The organism is Moritella viscosa, from assembly GCF_900120065.1.
Classification (GTDB): Bacteria; Pseudomonadota; Gammaproteobacteria; order Enterobacterales; family Moritellaceae; genus Moritella; species Moritella viscosa.
This window is the reverse complement of the sequence record NZ_FPLG01000100.1, coordinates 19,980-36,426: the sequence shown is the minus strand read 5'-3', so window position 1 is coordinate 36,426 and position 16,447 is coordinate 19,980. Positions and strand designations below refer to the sequence as shown.

At 38.7% G+C, this 16,447-nt stretch carries 18 protein-coding genes; 3 read left to right on the top strand and 15 right to left on the bottom strand.

Annotated elements, in window-relative coordinates; genetic code table 11:
• Positions 1–617: 617 nt before the first annotated feature.
• Positions 618–1,073 carry an RNA recognition motif domain-containing protein gene (locus BT797_RS15295; RefSeq protein ID WP_045108763.1) on the top strand — a complete coding sequence of 152 codons (456 nt, stop codon included), beginning with the start codon at positions 618–620 and terminating at the stop codon, positions 1,071–1,073.
• A 14-nt stretch (positions 1,074–1,087) separates the two neighbouring features.
• Here BT797_RS15295 and murI read toward each other — a convergent pair whose 3' ends face one another.
• Together murI and BT797_RS15285 are read right to left on the bottom strand one after the other, a co-directional pair.
• Positions 1,088–1,876 carry a glutamate racemase gene (gene murI / locus BT797_RS15290; protein ID WP_045108762.1) on the bottom strand — a complete coding sequence of 263 codons (789 nt, stop codon included), beginning with the start codon at positions 1,874–1,876 and terminating at the stop codon, positions 1,088–1,090.
• A gap of 128 nt (positions 1,877–2,004) precedes the next feature.
• A complete protein-coding gene (locus BT797_RS15285; RefSeq protein WP_045108761.1) occupies positions 2,005–3,807 on the bottom strand; it encodes a TonB-dependent receptor domain-containing protein in 1,803 nt (600 codons plus the stop codon).
• Positions 3,808–4,178: 371 nt separating this feature from the next.
• Here BT797_RS15285 and trmA point away from each other — a divergent pair, with 371 nt between their 5' ends.
• On the top strand, positions 4,179–5,279 hold the full coding sequence (gene trmA / locus BT797_RS15280; protein ID WP_075472678.1) for a tRNA (uridine(54)-C5)-methyltransferase TrmA: 1,101 nt from the start codon (positions 4,179–4,181) through the stop codon (positions 5,277–5,279).
• 69 nt (positions 5,280–5,348) lie between these two features.
• Here trmA and BT797_RS15275 read toward each other — a convergent pair whose 3' ends face one another.
• Both BT797_RS15275 and fabR read right to left on the bottom strand, forming a co-directional pair.
• Entirely contained in the window at positions 5,349–5,711 is a 363-nt protein-coding gene (locus BT797_RS15275) for a DUF1422 family protein (protein ID WP_075472676.1), read from the bottom strand.
• A 23-nt stretch (positions 5,712–5,734) separates the two neighbouring features.
• On the bottom strand, positions 5,735–6,355 hold the full coding sequence (gene fabR / locus BT797_RS15270; protein ID WP_045108758.1) for an HTH-type transcriptional repressor FabR: 621 nt from the start codon (positions 6,353–6,355) through the stop codon (positions 5,735–5,737).
• Between the two features lie 332 nt (positions 6,356–6,687).
• Between fabR and BT797_RS15265 the strand changes: the two genes are divergently transcribed.
• The gene (locus tag BT797_RS15265) at positions 6,688–8,061 is read left to right on the top strand and encodes a sodium-dependent transporter (protein WP_075472674.1); all 1,374 of its coding nucleotides are present in this window, start codon (positions 6,688–6,690) and stop codon (positions 8,059–8,061) included.
• A gap of 71 nt (positions 8,062–8,132) precedes the next feature.
• Here the strand turns inward: BT797_RS15265 and cysQ are convergent, their stop codons facing one another.
• From cysQ to gspF, 11 genes are all read right to left on the bottom strand, one after another.
• The gene (gene cysQ, locus BT797_RS15260) at positions 8,133–8,939 is read right to left on the bottom strand and encodes a 3'(2'),5'-bisphosphate nucleotidase CysQ (RefSeq protein ID WP_045108756.1); all 807 of its coding nucleotides are present in this window, start codon (positions 8,937–8,939) and stop codon (positions 8,133–8,135) included.
• 45 nt (positions 8,940–8,984) lie between these two features.
• The gene (gene nudE / locus BT797_RS15255; RefSeq protein ID WP_045108755.1) at positions 8,985–9,530 is read right to left on the bottom strand and encodes an ADP compounds hydrolase NudE; all 546 of its coding nucleotides are present in this window, start codon (positions 9,528–9,530) and stop codon (positions 8,985–8,987) included.
• A gap of 47 nt (positions 9,531–9,577) precedes the next feature.
• The gene (locus tag BT797_RS15250) at positions 9,578–10,333 is read right to left on the bottom strand and encodes a type II secretion system protein N (RefSeq protein WP_045108754.1); all 756 of its coding nucleotides are present in this window, start codon (positions 10,331–10,333) and stop codon (positions 9,578–9,580) included.
• Entirely contained in the window at positions 10,330–10,803 is a 474-nt protein-coding gene (gene gspM / locus BT797_RS15245) for a type II secretion system protein GspM (RefSeq protein WP_045108753.1), read from the bottom strand. The genes BT797_RS15250 and gspM overlap by 4 nt, the downstream gene beginning before the upstream one ends.
• Positions 10,800–12,017 carry a type II secretion system protein GspL gene (gspL, locus tag BT797_RS15240; protein ID WP_045108752.1) on the bottom strand — a complete coding sequence of 406 codons (1,218 nt, stop codon included), beginning with the start codon at positions 12,015–12,017 and terminating at the stop codon, positions 10,800–10,802. The genes gspM and gspL overlap by 4 nt, the downstream gene beginning before the upstream one ends.
• Positions 12,014–12,988 carry a type II secretion system minor pseudopilin GspK gene (gene gspK / locus BT797_RS15235; RefSeq protein WP_075472672.1) on the bottom strand — a complete coding sequence of 325 codons (975 nt, stop codon included), beginning with the start codon at positions 12,986–12,988 and terminating at the stop codon, positions 12,014–12,016. Before gspK ends, gspL begins: the two co-directional genes overlap by 4 nt.
• On the bottom strand, positions 12,988–13,653 hold the full coding sequence (gspJ, locus tag BT797_RS15230) for a type II secretion system minor pseudopilin GspJ (protein WP_075472671.1): 666 nt from the start codon (positions 13,651–13,653) through the stop codon (positions 12,988–12,990). The genes gspK and gspJ overlap by 1 nt, the downstream gene beginning before the upstream one ends.
• 1 nt (position 13,654) lies before the next feature.
• Positions 13,655–14,044, bottom strand: coding sequence for a type II secretion system minor pseudopilin GspI (gene gspI / locus BT797_RS15225; protein WP_045108749.1), 390 nt, complete (start codon positions 14,042–14,044; stop codon positions 13,655–13,657).
• Positions 14,044–14,649: a type II secretion system minor pseudopilin GspH gene (gspH, locus tag BT797_RS15220; protein ID WP_045108748.1), complete on the bottom strand. Its 606-nt coding sequence runs from the start codon at positions 14,647–14,649 to the stop codon at positions 14,044–14,046. The genes gspI and gspH overlap by 1 nt, the downstream gene beginning before the upstream one ends.
• 117 nt (positions 14,650–14,766) lie before the next feature.
• The gene (gene gspG / locus BT797_RS15215; protein ID WP_045108747.1) at positions 14,767–15,201 is read right to left on the bottom strand and encodes a type II secretion system major pseudopilin GspG; all 435 of its coding nucleotides are present in this window, start codon (positions 15,199–15,201) and stop codon (positions 14,767–14,769) included.
• A gap of 24 nt (positions 15,202–15,225) precedes the next feature.
• Positions 15,226–16,446 carry a type II secretion system inner membrane protein GspF gene (gspF, locus tag BT797_RS15210; protein WP_045108746.1) on the bottom strand — a complete coding sequence of 407 codons (1,221 nt, stop codon included), beginning with the start codon at positions 16,444–16,446 and terminating at the stop codon, positions 15,226–15,228.
• Position 16,447: the final 1 nt, after the last annotated feature.

Here is a 16,447-nt window from a genome sequence, read left to right as displayed (position 1 = left end):
ACTTCAACAACAAACCGAAGTTTGTTGTTTATAAAACCAAATCTTTCGATTTAATTTAATGTTCACAATTACATTGATATAATTTTTGGTCATTATATCTCTGCAAGTGCTCACACAGATTGCTTGAATAAATTGTTAAAGAGCATTGACATCAACGCTTTGCGTCTTAGTCAGGCTGCGTATTCTACGCAAACCAATTTCGAAGTCAAGCACATATTTGCACTTTATTTCAGGACGTTTAAAAAGTAACTTTCGATACTTATTAACACCTTTACTTAGCGGCTGTTGCCGTGTCAGTGAGGTCGCATTATAGAGAGATAGCGGATGATGACAAGCCTTTTCACATAAAAAACGCAAGATAATATTAATAACAACTTACTACCAAGTTATACACAGAGTAACCATTTATATTTGAATGAATGCAATATTTTTGTTTGTATTTCATACATTTTTTGACAAAATAAGACACAGCTATGATTTTTTGTAGCTTTTTATTGATACATTGAGACTGATTGTCGCTCTTCTAGATATTAGTTACTATTAGGGACAAGAGTAACAATTAATAAATTATTCTTTAATATTAATCACTTATGTGTTTTCAGGGGTTCTTTAAAACGATGGGCTTTTCAACTTTATCCAATGCAACTCGAGCATCCGTTATTTCGGTGGCGATTGCTGCAATTGGTTTTGCAGCGCTTTCCTTTATAGGAAATACAATACCAGCGCCTATTGCATTTGCTATTGGTGCAATTATTACCGGTATTACAATTAAATTCTCAACACCTTCATCTTCAAGCAGCGCAGCTGTAGAAACAACGACATTATATGTAGGGAACTTACCTTACCGAGCAAATGAAACATCAGTACGTACATTGTTTGCAGAACATGGTCAGGTATTATCAGTTCGCTTAATGAAAGATAAACATACAGGTAAACGTCGTGGTTTTGGCTTTGTTGAAATGCCGGAGGCTGACGCGAAAGAAGCAATTCAATCGCTTAACGATGCTGAATATCAACAACGGACATTAAAAGTACGTGAAGCAAATGAACGCACGGTTCATTCTGCAGAGTAATTTGTTTCATTAAATTATACGTCTATATATAAAGGCTGGCTTAACCCTATTTCATTAAATAGGCAAGTCAGCTTTTTTTGTGCCTGTATTTTGGTACAAAATGCTTTTCCACAATCATTGTCACCACCAAAAAGCACACTACCGCCGAGGATATGTTTAACGCGTGACGCGATAGCCATCCCTGAATCGATAAATTGAATATGTTCACCAACAATCAACCCTAACTCCTCAGCTAACAGCGGGAAGTGGGTACAGCCCAATACAACAATATCAGGGCTATTAATAGCCACTGTCCATTTTGATACAACCTTTTTTATTTCATCTAAATCGACAGGTTCACCATATAACTTGTTTTCAGCTTGTAATACAAGACTTGTTGTTCCAATCATGTCGATCTCACAATCTTGAGCATGTTCATTCACAAGTAATTGCGTATAGGCTCGAGAAACTGTGCCAGGCGTAGCCAACAAACCTATTTTTTTCTTTCTACTTTGTAATGCAGCAGGCTTTATTGCAGGTACAACACCAACAAAAGGAATAGGAAAGCGTTTGCGTAAAGCAGGTAGTACCAATGTGCTCGCAGAGTTACATGCGATAACCACAAGATCTGGGTTATATTCTTCATACATGTGACCGATTAACTGACAAACTCGTTCAATAAGAAACTCAGGTTCAAGTTCACCATAAGGGAAATATTTATTATCAAACAAATAAAGGTAATCAGCGTTTGGTAATTGCTCTTTGATTGCTTGATATATAGATATACCACCTACACCAGAATCAAAAATCAATATTTTACTCATGTACAAACCATTGGATTATTGTAAAAGACATATAATAGTCAAGGGCAGGATAAATTGGAATAGATGAACATAAAAGAAGCCAGCATATCGCTGGCTTCTCAATCATTACTTTAATGTGTAATTACAAATTAAAACTCATAAGTAGCATTAATATAGTAACCGCGCTCTGGTGCAGGGTAGCCAGCCGCCGTTTCGTATTCTTTATCGAATAGATTTTCAACTTTAGCTGCTAACTTTAATTCAGGTATTACGTAATAGACAGCTGATAAATTCCACAGGCTGTATCCAGATAAGATAATATCATCGTATCCTGAATTATCTCGCTTCCCTTGGTATAGATATTGTAGAGCCCAATCAACATTTCCCGTTGTTATCGTCCCCTGCCACTTAGCTTTATATTTAGCACGACGTGATAATTCATTACCATTTGCATCTTTAGTGTCTAAATATTCTAAAGACGCCTGATTTCGTATCGTAAATAAATCAAAAGACGCTTCCAACTCAGCTCCCTTCATGATGCTATGTCCATCAAGATTAGCAAACTTCCAAGTAGCTGGATCACTATCAATAAGGTCTTTAACATCTCTGTAGTAAGCATTCACAGACCAAGTAACTAATTCCAAATTAGATTCTAAGCCTACATCATATGAAATAGACTCTTCAGGTTTTAATTCAGAGTTCCCATAATTAACATCGAATGATTGATATAAAGACGGCGCTTTAAAAGATGTACCACTACTTGCAATTATTTTCCATTTTGGATTTAATTGCCATCCAGCTGCCAGTCCCCACGTAGTGTGAGAACCAAACTGTGAATTATCGTCAATACGCGCCGAACCTTCGAGTGTAATAACCGAGATATTTTTCGACATTGTAGTAAACAACGCTTTATTCGATTTTTCTTGTTTTCCTAAGCCTGGTTTTTGATAACTTTCATCTTTCCAATCAAGACCTAATGCTGCAGTATACGTATCAGAAAATTTATATTGATTTAACCAATTTGCAGTTTTTTGCTCTCGAACTGCAGGTGATGTCGAATATCGCTTATTAGCTGCTGAAACTAAATAATCATACTTATCTTCAAATGTCGTTGTTAACTTTAGCGCAGAATAAACAGTTTCATCGCTATAAGTGACACCACCATCAAAAGCTATATTTTCAATCCAAGCTTCTTTATTTGTACCAAAAGAGTAATAACCAACGATGTTTTGATAATACCTTGGCTGAATGAAAAAACTTAAAGAATCGGAGAACTGATGCTTTAGCATTGCTGCATAGTTTTGACTTTCAAAACCATGCTTGTCACCTTTGTTCGCTGGTGATGGATGCACGTTATAACCATCTGTAGTTTCATAAGCAGCTGTCACTTTCAGCTTTGTTTTATCAGTCAAATTCAACTGACTATATAAACTCGATTTATAACTCGCATCAGAACCAAATCCAACACTTAACGTTGTAATCGGTTCTGCAGATGATTGTGTGATAATATTAATCACACCTGCAATTGCTTCAGAGCCATAAACAGCTGCACGAGGTCCCCGTATAAACTCAATACGTTCAATTGAACTCATTGGTATTTGATTAAAATCGGGACTACCTGTATTAGCAGTCAACATTGCAACACCGTCGATTAAGATCAGCGCTTGATTTGAATTCGCACCACGAATGAAAATACTTGCAACTTGACCACTACCACCATTAACAGCAACATCAACACCTGGTAGCATACGGAAAACATCAGTAAGTGATCGTGCTTGGGTTAATTCAATATCATCACGTGTAATAATGCTGACTGGTGCAAGCACATCAGAAACGGCTTGTTCAACACGGTTGGCAGTAACGACCGTTACTTCTTTATTATTTGTAGCAGATGGATCTTGGGCAAGAACAGCAAACGGCAGTAATGCAGTTGCTAAAAGTTTTTTAGACATTGTAAATTTTTCCTATTTACGCGTAGAAAAATGGGCCGAATCATTCAGCAAAATTGAGTTTTTATTATTTTATTAATTACTCAGGTTCCATATTGGAGACCGGCCTTAAGTGCTAAGCACTCTTACCGTTGCGCGACAGGTTCAGATTCTCACTGAATTCCTCCAATAAATAATGTCACCAGCAAATAGATAAAGCTCTATGCTTGATAAGCAGCGCGATTATAGAGTCATGCTAAATAAATGTATATTCATAATTCTATAATTAACATTTTAAGATTAGTATTCACTGGAATGTAAAATGTACTGGACAAACAATATTTGGGTCTTACAATCCCTACTCTTTTGTTTAGTATAAACCACGGTGAGTCCATATGATCGAAATGCATCCCGATAACTACCAATCACAGCTTGATGATAAAGTAACTCGTCAACGTGAAACATTTAAAAAATTCTCACCACCTGAATTAGAAGTGTTTGACTCTCCGGCAGAGAACTATCGTTTACGTGCTGAATTTCGTGTTTGGCATGATGGCGACGATCTTGACTACATTATGTTTGATAAAGAAACTAAGCAAAAAATAAAAATCGATTATTTCCTACCTGGTAGTAAATTGATTAACGAGATCATGCCTGCACTGCTCGCTGAACTAAAAAAATCAAACTTATTACGTTTCAAACTTTTCCAAGTTGATTTTTTATCTACGCTAAGCGGTGAATTGCTAATAAGCTTACTTTACCATCGCCAATTAACTGATGAATGGGTCACTGAAGCAAAAGCATTAAAAGAAAAACTAAGCGAACGCTTCAATATCAACATTATTGGTCGTGCTAAAAAACAAAAAGTCGTATTAGATCGTGGGTTCGTGGTTGAAGAACTTAACGTGGCAGGTAAAAAATTAAAATACAAGCAAGTTGAAAATAGCTTCACGCAGCCAAACGGTATCGTCAATCAGAAAATGCTAGAATGGGCATTAGACGTAACTAAAGATTGTAGTGGTGATTTACTTGAGCTTTATTGTGGTAATGGTAACTTCTCTATCGCATTAGCACCAAACTTTGAAAAAGTATTAGCGACAGAAATATCTAAATCATCAGTACAGTCTGCACAATACAATATCGCCGAAAACGGATTAGACAATTTAACTATCTTACGTTTATCTGCGGAAGAATTTACAATTGCGATTAATGGTGAACGAGAGTTTAACCGCCTTAAAGATGCAAAAGTTGATTTAACAACATTTAATTGCAACACGATTTTTGTCGATCCACCACGTGCAGGTTTGGATGCTGACACCGTTAAAATGGTGCAAGAATACGATAATATCGTTTATATCTCTTGTAGCCCAGAAACATTGAGTGACAACCTCGAAGCATTTAGCCAAACACACAACATAGACCGCTTTGCATTGTTCGATCAATTTCCGTATACACACCATATTGAATCCGGTGTGTACTTAACGAAAAAGAGTTAACTCTAAATTAATTTAAATAAAAGCTCGTTAACAACATTGTTGCTAACGAGTTTTTTTATAAGTTCGATATTATGCCTGTTTTTTAGATCTAAACACACCGATGGTTTTTGCTACCCAAGCAGATAAACCCAATACCAATATCAAGGGTAAGAAATTACTACCCAACTCCGGATATTCCATACGTACAAATGTCGTGTACGTCAAAACACCAATAACAAACAAACCTAATGACGATTTGCTGATATGACTTTCAATAGCACTAGTCATGTAAACTTGGTACCAATTATAGGCCACCAGCACTAATGCAATGAGCGGAAAAATACTGAATGGAACCTCGCTTGTCGTTAACGTTGCTAATGTTGCGTTACCACATAAGCCAGCTAAGAAAGCAAAATATAATGGTTTATAACCCACTTGATTCTTTGTAGTCATTTAGATACCTCAATGTTCAAAGTTTACAGCGTAATACCTCTTGTCATTTTTAATACCGCTGCGCCTTTTGCAATCATTCTCAATTGCATTATAGTACGGTCAGACAATATTCGACGTTCTTCGTTCGATAAATCTAACGCTTCAGCACCTGCATTAAAAACAATTGTGACCATTGCCTCAGATTGAATCGTCGCTTCATCACGGCTGAGTTTACTTGCAAGTTCAATATAATCGGTTAGCTCAGCACTAAAGTGACGTAACTCCCTAGATACCGCAGCTCGAAAGGCCGCCGATGTGCCTGAACGCTCACGCAATAATACTCGAAAAATATTTGGATTCTGTTCAACAAATTCCATAAATGTTTCTACAGAGGTTTTGATCACGCTACCACCGGTTTCAATACGTTGTCGTGCTTGACGCATCAATTGTCTTAATGTCAGCCCTCCTTCATCAACCATGGTTAAACCCAATTCTTCCATATCACAAAAATGGCGGTAGAAAGACGTAGGTGCGATCCCAGCTTCACGTGCAACTTCACGTAAACTTAAATTTGAATAGCTTCGCTCTGCTGTCACGAGTCTAAATGACGCGTTGATCAGTGAACGGCGGGTTTTTTCTTTTTGCTGGGCTCTAATTCCGGTCATAATTTAAATATCATTAATTAAGGGAAGGGGTTGTTAACACTGATATTATAATACTACTTTCAACATTATCAGCAACTAACTTATTTTTATCATCTTTAAGACAGGTAAAAATCCATTATAAACAAACCTAAAAACAAATAACGTAAATAATTATTTACACGTCAACACCAGAAATAAAAACTGCCTAAAATACCACCATAAACCACTTTAAACCACACAGATGATAATAATCAAAATTAAAAGTTGACTAAAGCAGGCTTAAATAGGATATTCCCCGTAAATATTTAGTTACAATTAAAACTTATAGTAAATAAAAGTTTACACGGAGAGTTATGTCGACCATCAGTACAACAATAGAATCAGCTAAACGCGGCCAGTTTAGCTCTAAATTTGGTTTCATTATGGCAGCAGCAGGGTCTGCTGTTGGTGTTGGTAATATTTGGGGATTCCCAACTCAAGCAGCAAGTAACGGCGGCGGTGCTTTTTTACTGGTTTATCTTGTACTCATCTTTATGCTTGGCTATCCAATGCTAATTGCTGAATTGATGATCGGCCGCCATGGACAAACAAACCCCGCTAATGCATTAAGTAAACTAGCTAAAAATAAAAGCGTTAAATTAATTGGTATTACTATTGGCCTTGCGGCAATCATAACGTCAGCACTGATTTTCTCTTTCTACGGTATTTTATCAGGTTGGTTCATCAGTAATACCTTAGCACCAATTGCAGAAATGATGGGTTCTACAACAACGGCTAACTGGTTAGTTGATATGTCATTATCACGCAACGTGATATTTACAGTGATATTCGCGATATTCACAGTCCTAGTTATCCAACAAGGTGTAGAAGACGGTATCGAAAAATGGTCGAAACGTTTAATGCCACTGTTATTTTTAATGCTTATCGCTGCAATGCTTTATATCTTGACTCAACCAGGCGCAGAGCTAGGTTTACGAGCATTACTTGTTCCAGACTTTAGCCGTATCCTAGACCGTGACGTACTGATTGGAGCACTCGGTCAAACATTCTTCTCACTATCATTAGGCAGTGGTTGCATGATGGTATACGGTTCTTACTTAAACAAAAAAGAAAATATTGCTAAATTAGCCGCGCAAGTGACACTGATGGATACCGCTGTCGCATTTGTTGCAGGTATGGTGATCTTACCTGCTATGTATGTGGCTTCACATAACGGCGTTGAGATCTTCGCTGCAGACGGTAGTCTACTGAGTTCTGATACATTAGTGTTTACAGTATTACCGGCATTATTTGAAACGATGGGCGCTGCACAATACCCAGTTTCAATTTTATTCTTTGCATTATTGTTTGTTGCCGCATTAACATCGGCGATTGGTATGATGGAATCACCAACAAGTTATCTTGCAGAACGTGCATCGATGACACGTAAGAAAGCAACCTATATCGTTGGTACGATCGTCACCGCGCTTAGTTTAGTGATTGTATTTAACTTCTCAACACTGTTTGGTTTTGTTATTACACTCACGACACAATATGCACAACCTCTCATAAGTTTAGGCGTAGCAATCTTTGCAGGTTGGGTTTGGAGCCGTAAAGGCTTAATGGCAGAGATCAGAGAGCAAGAAGGTGTAACAGAGCATTCTATCTTCTGGAAGATCTGGCCTGTATACGTAAAGTTTGTTTGCCCAGTATTAGTACTTATTCTGGTGTTCGCGTCATTCCAATAAACATACGGTTCAATGAATAATAAAAAGGTCAGCAATACGCTGACCTTTTCTCTATTTGATATAAAATTAATTTAACCCGTTAAGATCTCAGACCATGTCAAATTACGGTCTCCAAGTACAATAAAATCAGGATTTTTTAATGTATCGCGTTGGTTATAAGAGAGTGGGTTTAAATTCAAATCAAGAATCGCCCCCCCCGCTTCAGTCACGATACATTGCGTACCCGCAGTATCCCACTCACCAGTAATGCCTAAACGTATATAGCAATCCGCTTTACCTTCTGCAACTAAGCAACCTTTTAAGCTCGCAGAGCCAAGAGATTGTAATTCTAAGTCAATATCATCTTCAACTAACTTACGAATGTTGTCCGGATTCTGAACCCGGCTCACAACCACATTTAAACTGGTTAAAGGTTGCAAACATGTATGACTGAAAATTCTATCTTCACCATCCGATGTTTCTTTGTATGCACCTTCGCCGTCAACAGCCCAATAGAGAACGTCATCTTTAGGACCGTAAATCATTCCCAAAATAGGTTTGTTCTTGTGTACCAATGCAATAATCGTCGCAAAATCACCACTACGAGAAATAAACTCCTGTGTGCCATCTAACGGATCTAATAACCAATAAGTTTCCCAAGATTGACGCTCTTCAACGGCAATATCACAATCTTCTTCAGACAAAATTGGAATGTCAGGCGTCAGTAACGCAAGTTGCTTAGATAAATAGTTATGAGCGGCGATATCAGCACTGGTAACCGGTGTATGATCGAATTTAATTTCTTGCTCAAACTCGCCCGATTGATAAATATCATAAATCACTGCACCAGTGGCGCGTGCAATTTTTTTTAACTCTGGAATTAAGGTCATTATTTGCATATCGCACTTCCTACTTTATTCTCGCCATCTCTTAATGATTTAGTATTACTTATCTAGTTGTTTTAGGGCAAGTAATAATGCGCAAATAGCACGTGATTCTGTGATTTCATCATTATCAAGTAACTCATTTGCTCTGGCTAACGGCCACTTTATAATTTCGAGTGGCTCAGGTTCATCACCCTCACAAGATTCTGGGTACAGATCTTGTGCAAGATAAATCTGCATTCGAGCAGAAAAATAACTCGGAGCTAAGTTAACTTCTTTCAGTAAGCTTAGTGTTTTAGCCCCATATCCAATCTCTTCCATTAACTCTCGATTGGCAGCAATCAATGCGGTTTCACCTTTATCGATCGCCCCCTTAGGAAAACCAAGTTCGTAACTATCAGTACCGACAGCGTATTCACGGATCAAGATAAGATTATTATCCGCATCGACAGGCACCATCATAACGGCGCCGTGACCACCACCTTTCATTCTTTCGTAAGTACGTTCGATACCATTAGAAAAGCGCAGTGCAACAGACTCAATTTTAAATAGTCGACTTTCTGCGACAATATTCGTGCTTAATATTTTAGGTTTCTGATGTGTCATTTTAATTCTGCATCCTTGTCATAACGAGTACGCGTTATATAACAACATTATATGCGGCCAGCGTAATTAATCTTATATTCACCCTTGGCATTTTCTTGGCCAACATAACGTAAATTACTGCGTATTGATTGCGGTAATTCATTACTTGGTACAAGTACTCCTGAAAGCGTGTATTTACCTTTATCTTCTAACGTCGCAATACCAGATAATTTTAACTGATTAGAGCTCTGCTTGATGTTGGCAACAATCGCCCCCTTGTCACAACTTAAATTAGCGACGGCAGAATCAATCTCTATATTTCCCAACAGTGATTCAATGCCCGCATTAGACCAACTCAACTGTCCATCAAGCTGTTCACACCAAGGGATTCCTTGCTGCATCTCTGCTATTATCAATTTAACGCTGCCTTTAGTCGTCACTGGTAATGGAATATTACTCGCCGTGACTAACCATTCCGAACTTGCCGTTACCGTGAAATCTTGCGCATAAACACCTGCACTTGAATAGCCTAGTTCACCACTGCCGCGTAAGCTATTCTTACCACGACCAAACTCAACGTAAACTTGTGCGGATCCCGTTAATAGCGCAATTACCGATGTATTCCAGCGAACATCTTGCACTTCAATCTGATTAAAAGAGACCCGTTTTGCTTCCCCTTGCCATACCGTACCTTCAACTTGGCTAATCGCTAAATTAGCAGGTAATGGAACATATGATAATACTAATGTAGCTGGTAGTGTGCCGATAAGAAAGGATACATATGCAATCATGATAAAACATAGTCCTAAAAGTTTATTTCTCATGCTCTTTTTCCTAGCTGTAATCGGCGAACCTTAACCATCCCTTTTTTATCTGACACACTCAGATCTATATTCTGGATTTCAATACCGTATTGTTTATTCAATTGTTCTAACCAAGTAGTAAGCTGGTTAAAATTAACATCATCAATCCATACTTGCAGATTATCTGCTTTTGCTTGAATACGTGTGATCATTATCTTATTACGTTTAGCACTAAGACTAACAAGCTGGTTAAGATCACCAGCTTCAGGATGGTTTACTTGGCCTCCCTGTAAATTCATGATCTTTTGCCCTATCACCTTCACATCGGCGAGAGTTTGCGTTTGGACGTTAACTTTTCGTTGGGTATTGCTAATATCATTTTGCAACGGTTGCCAAACCAGCCAATAACCACATGCAAGCAATAACGTGGCGATTAATAGACTAACGAGCTGTTTTTCTTTTTGATCTAATTGCTGCCAGTGTGCCTTCATTTTTTACCCTTAATATCCAGCGTGCCCTGAACGCGACCGTTTCGTTGACTTAACGTCCCTTGTTCAACATCAAACAGTGTTGATAACGATGATTTTAATTTATCAAAGTTCTGAAAGTCTGCCGCACTTGCTTGTAATCGTAATGTTGACTGTTTCGTATCAAATCGAACGGAAATAGGTTCAATACCCGGTAATTCTTTAAATGTAGGGGTTAGCTTACTTAACATCACTAAGAACCCTGAGTCATCGCCCCCACCACGTAAATCATTTAAACGATTCTGCATCTGTTTTTTAACTAAACGAGTATTTAGGCGCATTTTCTTCGGTTTAAATACCGTTTTATATACCTGCTTAATCTCGTTTTCTAATGCCATTTGTTGCTGCTCTAACTTATTTAACGTCACAAATTGATTCACAAAGATCATCACAATAGCTAAACCTGCTGCGATAGCAGTACCACGCCATAATTTTAATGCGACATTTTCTTCACGTACTATTTTGTACTCACCTTGCAATAAGTTATAACGGCTAGTAACAGCTCCCTCAGCACAAAGTTTCATTGGCAACTCAATTGTATTCTGTTGCCAATTATCTAACTCAAGATGATCGATATTAGAATAGCTAGTCACCGTTTGCACAGCGCTCTCATCATCAATGTCTACATGAGCAGCCGTAGCCAAGACAAAACCTAATAGTGCGGTCTCAATACACATACCTTGTGTACGAGTTTGCCTAATAAGCCATTGACCATCTAATTCAATCGCACTCCAACTCTCTTCACTGTACGGCAATGTTAAGGCATCAGGAATGACTTGTGCGCAGACTAGTTCGGCATCCGATAACCATGATTGCCACTCCTGCATTTTGTCATGCGCGATCACCGCAACGGATACTGTATTCCCAGTCTTACCTAGAACAGAAAAGTGTAACTTATCAATATCACTACTCAATTCTTGTTCTAGCATGTAGGGTAATGCGTTGAGTAGTTGTTTATTACTACGTCCAGGTAATTCCACTTCTTTAAACGTGATATCACAACTTGGAACTAATGCAATGATAGGTCGTCCACCAGCACGGGATTTGAGCTCAATCAGTTCAGCTGTATTTGCCAACACTCCCGATGCAATGATCTCATTTTCAACAGTTGACCACACCAACCAATGTATTGCTTGTCGACTTTCACTACCAAGCCTTACTACTAATTGCTCACTCATTGAGCTCCTCCGAATTGTCGACGAATAACATAAACACTATCTTTGCTTTCAGCTTTAAATAACGATTCTACTTTCATGGTTGCACTAGCAAATTCAGCTTGTAATAGCGCAACAAAATAACTACTTTTTATATCAAACACAGCTTTCTCTGCTGCATCAGTCTTAATACCAGCTAATAACGGTAACGCTAAGAAATCCGCAGTTGATTTCCAACCGCCATTAGGCCGTTCTTCCAATATTGTTTTCGCTACATCTAGTGATAATTGCCCTGCAAATAATCCAGCTAATATCTCAGGCTTATCAATCACAATGGTATTCACGTTTATCTTTAAGTCTGCTGTAGGTAAGGCGCAAAGATAAGGACGAACCTTACGATAAACAGCTTGGTTAAATCCTTTTATTGCCCGTAGTTCACTGACATTAATTAAACGTTGATTACCCGCTTGATAAGGGTAATTGAGGGACTCATAGTAAGCATCTTCGACACCGTAACTCGATACCACATTTGTATCACCATCAATCCAGTCACGTAAGGCATCACTTAATTGCTCCGATTCATATGCGTCTAGATCAAGCTGTTCTAATAAATTACGGAACAAGCGGACCTTCAGTGGGGCTTGACCGTCTTTATCTTCACCAGTAACAGCATTAACATTAAAACAGGCTTGCATATCAAAAACCTGACCACCAATGAATCCATTTTCAACTGGGTACATCATGCCTTCTGTGGCCCAATATTGATCTAAGTTAATCGTATCATCGTCTTTCAAGGCTTGCTTTAATCCCTTTTCAACCAATGCCTCTGCACCATAAGCATACCAAAGGGCTTGTTGATGCGTCATGATATTACTGGTGCGGCGTAATTCCAGCTGTAAACGTGATGACATATTACTAGCAATAATTACCATTACAGCCAGAATAAGTAGGACGGTCAATAGTGCAATACCACGCTGTTTAGAGGCATATATCATTAGCGGCTCTCTTCTTTATCTTTATCTTTATCTTTATTTTTACCACTGTCGATTGTCGCTTTAGGTAATAGGAATAAGCGCTGAATTTCACCAAAACCTTTTAATGTTAGCGTCATTTTAACGCCTTCAGGTAGCGCGGTCTTGTTCGTCCAAGTCTCACTCCATTTATTTTCATGATAAAACTCAAATGTGAGCGACTCTACATTTTCGAGGATCAACTGTCTCTTTGGTTCTTCGCCTATCGTCGGGTCTAAATAAACATAACTTAAACGTTCTAAGTGCGCATCTTTAACACGATACATTACCCGCTGTAACGATGAACGTGGTAACTGGGATAACGGATTACGCCAACCACTGCGAACGAAAGCAATACCATCGTCATCACTATCAAACATGAATTTTCCCGCTTGCAATGGCATTGCAGTCAGTTCGTCATCACTGCGATTATTACGCGCATTCATTTGTTGAAAATCACGCTCGACAATGACCATTGCCCGTTGCAATTGTTTTAATGCATTCCCGTGATTTTTCGAAATTTCATCGCTGCGTAATACGCCTTGTAATACTTGGTAAGCCCCCAGACTAAGCAAGGCAAAGATAGCGATAGCAATCATCATCTCGATCAATGTAAAGCCACTTTTTTTCATAGTATGTTGTTGCCTCATCTTAGCGCACCACATAGGTGAGTAAATGACTAATCGTTGAGTCATACTGCTTATCTGTAGCCACTTCGACCGTCACCCCGACAAAATCACTGCTGTCTGTCGATTCTGCTTTATAGCGCCAGTACCAAGTTCGACCCGCTAATTCAGACTCACCTTTTCGCCATGATTTTCCAGGTATTTTTTTTGTTAGCTTTAATTCAGTCAAAGTATTAGCAGCTACCCAATTGGCGAATGTTTTTTCTTCCAAATAGGCTAGACTGCTAAGATTTTCAGTCGCTACTTTCATCACGGCCAGACCCGCCGTACCAAATACCGCCATCGCCACCATGACTTCTAATAATGTCATGCCAGCTTGCTTAAATAATGTTTTTTTTCCTAAGCATGGTTTCATTAAAATCCATCCACGGTGGTATTAATCATTAATTTTCCATATTCATCAAATTGGACCTTGATACTACTGTCCCCAACGTCCGCATCCATGTAGGTAAACGTCAACGTAAAATCGGTAATCTCACCGCTTGAATAAATAAACACATCCGGTTCAATACGTTCGTCTTTTCCATCACCTTCAAATAGTCCGCCATCATCCTCAAACAAACCATCATCATCAGCAAATAGTTTACGATCACCTAACAAGCGGCCTTCCGCTTTCAACCCCGCCAACTCAAGTGACATAAGCATGTCTTCTTGTAGCTCTTTTTTAGCAAAAAATTTAGAATCATTAAATGCGGACCATTTATCATTGTCATCTAAATAAACAAATTGATAGTGCTGCTCTTCAATCACGATCCCCATTTCAATACTACTGAGTAAGGCTTCTTCTTCGGCCAGTTCTAGCACTCCGATAAAACGAGCAGCTTCTTTTTTGAGTTGCTTATCAGGGCCAGAAGAACTCATTGTCATGACAACACCGGTGACCATCATGCCCATTAAGAATATAACTAACATTATCTCTAATAGTGTAAAGCCAGATTCTTGATGAGTACGATTCTTCATTGTGTACCTTTGGTCATTGTTGATATGCATTCTGATAGAGTAAGAATTAACATCGAATGTATTCAGTTGGATAAAAAAAGGCACAGAACATAACCTGTGCCTCAATAAAACAATTAGTTACTTATCATGCATGTTCCAGTTGCCGATATCGTCTTCGGAACCTTCTTCACCATCTAAACCAATAGAATAAATATCAACTTGACCATTTTCACCAGGGCTAACTAATAGATATTCATTACCCCAAGGGTCTTGCGGTAAACGCTTGATGTAACCACCTGTTCGATAATCTCTTGGTTCTGGATCTACATCCGGCATTTCAACTAATGCGTCTAAGCCTTGTTCTGTCGTTGGGTAGCGACTATTGTCCAACTTGTACATATCCATTGCATTTTCTAATGCGACAATATCGGATACAACTTTTTGACGATCCGCTTTTTCTTTATTACCTAATAAATTAGGGATAACCATTGATGCAAGTACACCAAGAATCACGATAACAACCATGATCTCTAACAGGGTAAAACCTGACACATTCCGTTTTTTATTATTCATAACATCCTCTACTTAAAATAAAATCTAACCTGCAACCATCTGGTTTAAAGACAAAATCGGTTGAAGAATTGCCATCACGATAAATAATACAACAAACGACATACTTACCACTAGTAAGGGTTGAAAAATGCCTAATGCCATAGTTACTTGCGCTTCAAATTGTGAATCTTGGTTATCTGCAGCACGTTCTAGCATTGGGCCTAATTCACCACTTTGCTCACCGCTGGCGATCATATGTAGCATCATAGGTGGAAATAGCTTTGTTTCCGTTAATGCAGCTCTTAAACTTGTACCTTCACGAACGCGCATTGTCGCCGCTTCCACTAATTTCCGTGCATGCATATTGGTTAATACCTGCCCTGCAATCGACATACTTTCGAGTAACGGTACCGCACTGGCATTTAAAATACTTAATGTTCGAGCGAAACGCGCAGTATTAATTCCACGACTGACCTTACCAATGACAGGCACTTTTAATAATCGTTCATCGAATATCAAGCGATTCGCCGATTTTAATAACAAGCGTTTAATAACAATGATCGTAAGGACAATTCCGGCAACAAGATAAAGACCATAGTTACTGACAAAATCAGAAAGTCCGATCAATATTTGGGTGATTTGCGGTAATTCTTGTCCCATGTGTTCAAACTGGCCAACAACTTTAGGCACGACACTTGTCAATAAGAGCGACACAACACCAATAGCCACCAGCGTTAACATTACCGGATAAATCATGGCTTGCGTTAATTGACTGGTCATTTTTTGGCGTTGTTCGGTATAGTCAGCCAAGCGATTTAGTACTTTATCTAAATGACCTGACTTTTCGCCAGAGGCCACCATCGAACAATACAAATCGTCAAATGCGTGGGGGAACTCAGCAAAACTTTCCGCTAATGTATGCCCTTCAACAACCCTACTACGTACTGCCAAGATCATGTTCTGAATACGCGGTAGTTCACTTTGTTCTGCAACCGCTTTTAATGATTCTTCTAGTGGAAGGGAAGCGGCAATCAAAGTGGATAACTGACGGGTTAATAACGCCATATCCGCAGTGCTAATACCACGTTTAAAGGTAAAGCCAGCTGACGCCTTTTTATTTTCAGCAGCAGCAGACATTTCAACTTCAAGCGGGGTTAAGCCTTTTTCACGCAATAAAGTACGCGCTTGCTTTGGCCCATCAGCTTCCACGACCCCTTTTTTCTTTTTACCTTTTTGATCAATCGCTAAATAAGAAAATGCAGGCATG

Bases quoted from the DNA above. Each gene is read 5' to 3' on its own strand.
- BT797_RS15295 (WP_045108763.1), top strand. From the start codon at position 618: ATGGGCTTTTCAACTTTATCCAATGCAACTCGAGCATCCGTTATTTCG.
- murI (WP_045108762.1), bottom strand. From the start codon at position 1,876: ATGAGTAAAATATTGATTTTTGATTCTGGTGTAGGTGGTATATCTATA.
- BT797_RS15285 (WP_045108761.1), bottom strand. From the start codon at position 3,807: ATGTCTAAAAAACTTTTAGCAACTGCATTACTGCCGTTTGCTGTTCTT.
- trmA (WP_075472678.1), top strand. From the start codon at position 4,179: ATGATCGAAATGCATCCCGATAACTACCAATCACAGCTTGATGATAAA.
- BT797_RS15275 (WP_075472676.1), bottom strand. From the start codon at position 5,711: ATGACTACAAAGAATCAAGTGGGTTATAAACCATTATATTTTGCTTTC.
- fabR (WP_045108758.1), bottom strand. From the start codon at position 6,355: ATGACCGGAATTAGAGCCCAGCAAAAAGAAAAAACCCGCCGTTCACTG.
- BT797_RS15265 (WP_075472674.1), top strand. From the start codon at position 6,688: ATGTCGACCATCAGTACAACAATAGAATCAGCTAAACGCGGCCAGTTT.
- cysQ (WP_045108756.1), bottom strand. From the start codon at position 8,939: ATGCAAATAATGACCTTAATTCCAGAGTTAAAAAAAATTGCACGCGCC.
- nudE (WP_045108755.1), bottom strand. From the start codon at position 9,530: ATGACACATCAGAAACCTAAAATATTAAGCACGAATATTGTCGCAGAA.
- BT797_RS15250 (WP_045108754.1), bottom strand. From the start codon at position 10,333: ATGAGAAATAAACTTTTAGGACTATGTTTTATCATGATTGCATATGTA.
- gspM (WP_045108753.1), bottom strand. From the start codon at position 10,803: ATGAAGGCACACTGGCAGCAATTAGATCAAAAAGAAAAACAGCTCGTT.
- gspL (WP_045108752.1), bottom strand. From the start codon at position 12,017: ATGAGTGAGCAATTAGTAGTAAGGCTTGGTAGTGAAAGTCGACAAGCA.
- gspK (WP_075472672.1), bottom strand. From the start codon at position 12,988: ATGATATATGCCTCTAAACAGCGTGGTATTGCACTATTGACCGTCCTA.
- gspJ (WP_075472671.1), bottom strand. From the start codon at position 13,653: ATGAGGCAACAACATACTATGAAAAAAAGTGGCTTTACATTGATCGAG.
- gspI (WP_045108749.1), bottom strand. From the start codon at position 14,044: ATGAAACCATGCTTAGGAAAAAAAACATTATTTAAGCAAGCTGGCATG.
- gspH (WP_045108748.1), bottom strand. From the start codon at position 14,649: ATGAAGAATCGTACTCATCAAGAATCTGGCTTTACACTATTAGAGATA.
- gspG (WP_045108747.1), bottom strand. From the start codon at position 15,201: ATGAATAATAAAAAACGGAATGTGTCAGGTTTTACCCTGTTAGAGATC.
- gspF (WP_045108746.1), bottom strand. From the start codon at position 16,446: ATGCCTGCATTTTCTTATTTAGCGATTGATCAAAAAGGTAAAAAGAAA.